7 protein-coding genes and 1 pseudogene are annotated in these 5,079 nt (G+C 66.4%); all 8 read right to left on the bottom strand.

The window, feature by feature from the left end; translation table 11 throughout:
• The coding region (locus tag RCI06_RS14125; RefSeq protein ID WP_306576415.1) for a tRNA1(Val) (adenine(37)-N6)-methyltransferase at positions 1–636 on the bottom strand (636 nt) is incomplete at its 3' end.
• Positions 637–647: 11 nt separating this feature from the next.
• Positions 648–1,205: a hypothetical protein gene (locus tag RCI06_RS14130; protein ID WP_306576416.1), complete on the bottom strand. Its 558-nt coding sequence runs from the start codon at positions 1,203–1,205 to the stop codon at positions 648–650.
• 59 nt (positions 1,206–1,264) lie between these two features.
• Complete coding sequence (locus tag RCI06_RS14135) at positions 1,265–1,804, bottom strand: hypothetical protein (RefSeq protein ID WP_306576417.1); 540 nt, start codon at positions 1,802–1,804, stop codon at positions 1,265–1,267.
• Between the two features lie 73 nt (positions 1,805–1,877).
• On the bottom strand, positions 1,878–2,048 hold the full coding sequence (locus RCI06_RS14140) for a DUF362 domain-containing protein (protein WP_101547919.1): 171 nt from the start codon (positions 2,046–2,048) through the stop codon (positions 1,878–1,880).
• A gap of 121 nt (positions 2,049–2,169) precedes the next feature.
• Entirely contained in the window at positions 2,170–3,069 is a 900-nt protein-coding gene (locus tag RCI06_RS14145; RefSeq protein ID WP_276873107.1) for a stage 0 sporulation family protein, read from the bottom strand.
• Positions 3,070–3,221: 152 nt separating this feature from the next.
• Entirely contained in the window at positions 3,222–4,169 is a 948-nt protein-coding gene (locus RCI06_RS14150) for a hypothetical protein (RefSeq protein ID WP_101547915.1), read from the bottom strand.
• Positions 4,170–4,493 (bottom strand): cyclic-di-AMP receptor, encoded by a 324-nt coding sequence (locus tag RCI06_RS14155; RefSeq protein WP_101547913.1) that lies wholly within the window; start codon positions 4,491–4,493, stop codon positions 4,170–4,172.
• 371 nt (positions 4,494–4,864) lie between these two features.
• Positions 4,865–5,079, bottom strand: a pseudogene (locus RCI06_RS14160) (amino acid decarboxylase); the annotation flags it as partial.

The following is a 5,079-nucleotide window of genomic DNA, read 5'->3' on the forward strand; positions in this document are numbered from 1 at the left end:
CTTTCCGCCCCGCCGCCCCTCCGCCAGCAGGAGCCAGGGCGCGCTGGCCGGCCGCTGCTGCACCAGCCGCAGCCGCTTGGGCTCGAGCCCCGCCTCCCGCAGGGCGCAGATCACGTCGGCCAGCCGCTCGGGGCGGTGGCAGAGGCAGAACCGCCCGCCGTACCGCAGCAGGTACCTCGCGGCGGCGGACACGTCCGCGAGGGTGCAGGCCGTCTCGTGCCGGGCGATCCGCCCGGCCGGGTCGGCGCTCAGCAGCCCGCCTCCCGGCCCGGTGTAGGGCGGGTTGCAGGTCACGAGGTCGAATCCCCCCGCGGGGAGCCGCCCGCGCAGCTCCCGCAGGTCGGCGCAGAGCGGAACGAACCGCCCGGCGGGCAGGTTCCCCTCCGCGAGGGAGTGCGCCATCTGGGCGCAGGCCGCCTCCTGGATTTCCACCGCGACGGCCTCGCGCGGGGCGGGCTCCGGGCCGCGGAACCAGAGCGCGGGCACAATGCCGCACCCGCTCCCCAGGTCGGCCGCGCGGTCCCCCGCGCGCGGGGAGGCGAAGTCAGCGAGCAGAAAGGCGTCGGCGCCGAACTTGTGCGCGGGCGTCACCCACAGGCGGATTCCGCCGCCCAGCTCCTCATAATGGCCCTCCAAGCGCCTTCCCCCTATTCGTTGAGATGGAGTTCCGCCTCCGCCCGGTGGGGCGGGACGGGGTTTTCCTGCAGACGCAGCACCAGCCACGCCCGGTTTTTCCCGCTTAAGCGGGTCTCGCCCGCAGCCGTCCCGCCGCGCGGCGGCTCCGCGTAGCCCCGCAGGTCGGCGAGCGCCTCCCGCCAGCAGCGGCGGACGAGCTTTCGCAGGCGCGCGTCGTCCCGCAGAAAGCGCGGAAGTCCGCTGCCCGCGAGCAGATCGTCCGGAACCGTCTCCGGCAGGGCGTCCGGCTCCAGCAGGGCGGTGACCGCGCATGGCTCGAGCGTCTCATGCGCGCGGTAGCGCGCCCAGAGCGCCCGCTCCTCCGGAAGGATGGGGCGTTCGGCGTCGTCCAGCGGACCCATCACCAGGATCGGCTCCGGGTCGGTCCCGGGGTCGTAGGGCTCGTCGGACGGCTCCGGCGGCGGAGGCTCCGCCGCCGAAAGGCGCGCCGCCTCAAGCGCCTCCTCCGCCGTCAGCTCCCGTTCGGCGGGCGGCGGGATGATCGCCGCCGGGTCCGGGCCCCCGATCACCGGCGGCACGACCGCGGCGCGCAGGCCGCCGTAGCGGTTGAAGCGCGCGGAGAGCCCGCTCAGCTCGGGACTGCCCCCGGCAGCATCGGCGGCCAGCTGTAGAGGCGGTTGCCGCGGCAGAGGACGCAGTAGTATTGAAAGATCACGTAGGCCGCCCGCACCGGCATCAGCAGGGGGGCCGGCGTGACAAGCGCCAGCAGCCAGGGCAGGGCGATCGGCCCGCTGAGGAGGGCGAAGACCAGGCCCGCGCGCCGGGTACGCAGCAGGCAGTAGAGCAGCGCACCCTTGATCGCCAGCCCGCCGAGCAGCAGGCCCAGCGCCTCGCTGATAAGCTGGGAGGGCATGCCCTCCCAGCCGATGAGCGTGCCGCCCAAAAGGAAAATGCCGAACGCCACCAGGAAGAAGGCTGCGTCAACCGTGGCCTCCGCCACCAGAAACCAATTTTGCCAGGGGCGCTTCTTCATGAGCGCGCGCCCCTCCAGCCAGCGACCCTCGCGCAGCAAAAGCGCGACCGCCAGCACCGCCAGCGCGGCCATGACCGCGGGCTGAAAGACGTAGGGCTCCGCGCGCGAAACGGTGTGAATCATTCTTACCGGCATGCGTATCCCCCCCTTCGAAAAGAAAAGCCTTCGCTTTGCGGCGAAGGCTTTTCTTTATGTACGTTACTGTCGCTTATTCGGGCTTGATGGCCTCGACAGGGCAGTCGGCCGCACAGGCGCCGCACTCGATGCAGGACGCGGGGTCGATCTCATACTTGCCGTCGCCTTCGGAAATCGCGCCGACGGGGCAGGTCTCCTTGCAGTTGCCGCACGAAATGCAGTCGCCGCTGATCACATATGCCATGGGGAACACCTCCAAATTGAAATACTTTTCTCCCGATACCGCTATGCGATATCATAGACTTATTCTACCACAGACGCGCAAAAAAGCAAGTAAAGTTTTTGGGGGAATCGTCAAAATTCCCCTATTTTTCCTCCTGCGGCTCCTCCGGCGCGGCCTCTCCGCGTCCGGCTCCCCTGCCCTCGGCGCGGCTTTCCTGCCGGCCCTCTCCGCGGCCCTCGCGGATGGGGCGCACCTCGCTCTTGGGATAGAACTTCGCGGCGGCGGAATCCTTTTCCGGAGCGACCTTCAGCATGCCGGTCAGCAGATTCACCTCCACCACCGTGCCGCGGCCGTCCTTGGTGCGCACCGGCGTGCCCGCCTTGGGGGTGGTGCGCAGCAGGTCGTCGTAGGCGGCCTGCTCATATTTGAGGCAGCACATCAGCCTTCCGCAGGTGCCGGAGATCTTGGTCGGGTTGAGGGAGAGGCCCTGTTCCTTCGCCATCTTGATGGAAACCGGCTGGAACTCGCCCAAAAAGGTCGAGCAGCAGAAGGGCCGCCCACAGATGCCCAGCCCCCCGAGCATCTTGGCCTCGTCGCGCACGCCGATCTGCCGCAGCTCGATGCGGGTGCGGAAGACCGACGCGAGGTCCTTGACCAGCTCGCGGAAATCCACCCGGCCGTCGGCGGTGAAATAGAAGAGGATCTTATTGTTGTCGAAGGTGAATTCCACGTCGACCAGCTTCATATTGAGCTTGTGCTTGGCGATCTTCTCCTCGCACACCTTGAAGGCCTGCTTCTCCTTCGCGGCGTTGTCGTGCACCTTTTTGAGGTCCTCGGGCGAGGCGAGGCGCATCACCTTCTTGAGGGGCTTGGAGAGCTTCTGGTCCTCGATCTGGCGGTTGCCCATCGCGACCTCGCCGCACTCCACCCCGCGCGCCGTCTCGACGATCACCCGCGCGCCCTTCTCCACCCGAAGCTCGCCCGGGTCGAAATAGTATACCTTGCCCACGCTTTTGAATCTCACGCCTATGATTTCAGCCATTGTGTTCCTCCAATTGGTTTTAACGTTTCCGCTTATGGGGTTGTGGGGCATTGGCGGCGCCGGTAGTCCCGCGGCGACGGGTTCCCCCATAAAAAGCTCACCCCGTATTTTCGTTCCATCAGTACACCGGCCGCCGGGCCGTCCCGCGCCCGCTATCCGGCGAGCGCGGCCTTGACCTCCTCGACCATACAGGCCGACAGGAGCGGGATGCTCACGTTGCGTCCCGCGCGCAGCAGCGCGCGTTCAACGGCGTCCGCCGCGCCGACCAGCTGCATGACCGTCACCCGGTTGCAAAGCCTCTCGTCCGCCTCCCGGCCGACGGCCGCCTGCGCAAATCCCTCCCGCAGCAGCGAGAGGGTCTGCCCGAGGCCGTCGCGGTCCTTGTCGTACCCGGCGAGCACCCGCAGGCAGGCATAGCGTTCGCCGTAGATCAGCTCCTCGCGGAGCTTTTTGGCGTCGGCCGCCGATTTGGAGGGCTTGGCCGAGCCGAGCAGCCCGAGCGCCCTGCCGATGTTGCCGCCCGCGCCCGCCGCCGCGGCCTGCCGCTCCTGCGCGGACCGGCCGGGGGCGAGGGCTTCCAGCGCGGCCGCGCATTCCTCCACCGACGGCACCTCCAATTCCACGCTGATCGCGCGGGAGAGGATGGTCGGCAGCATCCGCGAACGGTTTTCACAGAGCAGCAGGAAATTCACAAAGTCGGGCGGCTCCTCGATGATCTTCAGCAGCGCGTTCTGCGCCGCGGCGTTCATCGCGTGCGCCCGGTCGATCAGGTAAATTTTGCGCGCGCCCTCGTTGGGCGCGATATACGCGTCCTGCCGGATCTCCCGCACCGTCTCGACGGGGAATTCCTTCTTCCCCTCCGGCACGGTGTAATACCGCACATCGGGGTGGACGCGCTTGTCCGCCTTAACGCAGTGGGCACAGCGCCCGCAGGGCTTCGGCTCCCCCTCGCAAAGCAGCGTTTTCGCGGCCTGCCAGGCGGCGGTCTTTTTGCCGCTGCCCTCCGGGCCCTCGATGAGCAGGGTATGGGGAAAACGCCCGCCAGCGGCAAGGTTGGCGAGCGTGGCGTTTGCTTTTCGGTTGTAGAGCAGTTCGGGCATTTACAGCTTCTCGAATCTTTCCACGTTCATTACAAAGATCGTCGCGCCGCCCACCTGGACTTCCACCGGGAAGGAGGTGTACATCCCCACCCCGTAGGAGGCGGAGGAGGGCACCATCTGGGTCCGCTTCTTCGAGTGCTTCCCGATGATCTCGATCGCCTCGTCCACCCGTTCATCCTCGGTGCCGATGATGAAGGTGGTGTTGCCCGCCATCAGGAATCCGCCCGTGGTAGCCAGCTTGGTCACGGAAAATCTGTTCTTGGTCAGTTCCTTGGATACCTTGGAGCTGTCGTCGTTCGATACGATCGCAAATATCAGCTTCATAAGTCACCCTCCTGATTCCCTTCACATTTTGGACCAGCGCACGCCTTTGTGCAATTTTATTTTACCATAGCGGCTGTCAAAATTCCATCTTTTTTTGCGCGGCGGCAAAAAGAACCTGTTAAATCCGGGGCTTTTCACCCGTTTCCTTCTTTCTTTTTTCCTGTAAAAGAAAGAAGCAAAGAAAATACGCCTGAAGCAGGGCCCGCGGGCCCGGGCAAAGGGCTCCGCCCCCGCCGCCGGACAGCGTCCGGCGGCTCACCCGCGGCTTTTTGAAAAAAGCCGGCAAAAACGTTTGGATTTACAACACGGCAAGAGCGGACGGCGGAGGAAAGCGCCGCGCCTGAACCAAAAGTTCTTTGCCAGGCTTTCTTTCAAGAAAGCCGTGTCACAAAGACGTCCGTGACCCCGTAGCCCCTCAGCGTCTCCACGGCGGCGCCGTCGATGCGCTCGCCGGGCATGACGATGGGGATGCCGGGCGGGCAGGGGGATATTTCCCCGGCGGCGACGCGGCCGGCGGCGTTTTCCACCGGACAGCGCTCCTGCGTGGAAAAGGCCGCCTCGCGCACCGACAGCGCCTGCTCCAGCC

This window comes from Anaerotruncus massiliensis (ex Togo et al. 2026), from assembly GCF_030825285.1.
In the GTDB taxonomy this organism is placed as follows: Bacteria; Bacillota; Clostridia; order Oscillospirales; family Ruminococcaceae; genus Anaerotruncus; species Anaerotruncus massiliensis.

Bases quoted from the DNA above. Each gene is read 5' to 3' on its own strand.
- RCI06_RS14135 (WP_306576417.1), bottom strand. From the start codon at position 1,804: ATGCCGGTAAGAATGATTCACACCGTTTCGCGCGCGGAGCCCTACGTC.
- RCI06_RS14140 (WP_101547919.1), bottom strand. From the start codon at position 2,048: ATGGCATATGTGATCAGCGGCGACTGCATTTCGTGCGGCAACTGCAAG.
- RCI06_RS14145 (WP_276873107.1), bottom strand. From the start codon at position 3,069: ATGGCTGAAATCATAGGCGTGAGATTCAAAAGCGTGGGCAAGGTATAC.
- RCI06_RS14150 (WP_101547915.1), bottom strand. From the start codon at position 4,169: ATGCCCGAACTGCTCTACAACCGAAAAGCAAACGCCACGCTCGCCAAC.
- RCI06_RS14155 (WP_101547913.1), bottom strand. From the start codon at position 4,493: ATGAAGCTGATATTTGCGATCGTATCGAACGACGACAGCTCCAAGGTA.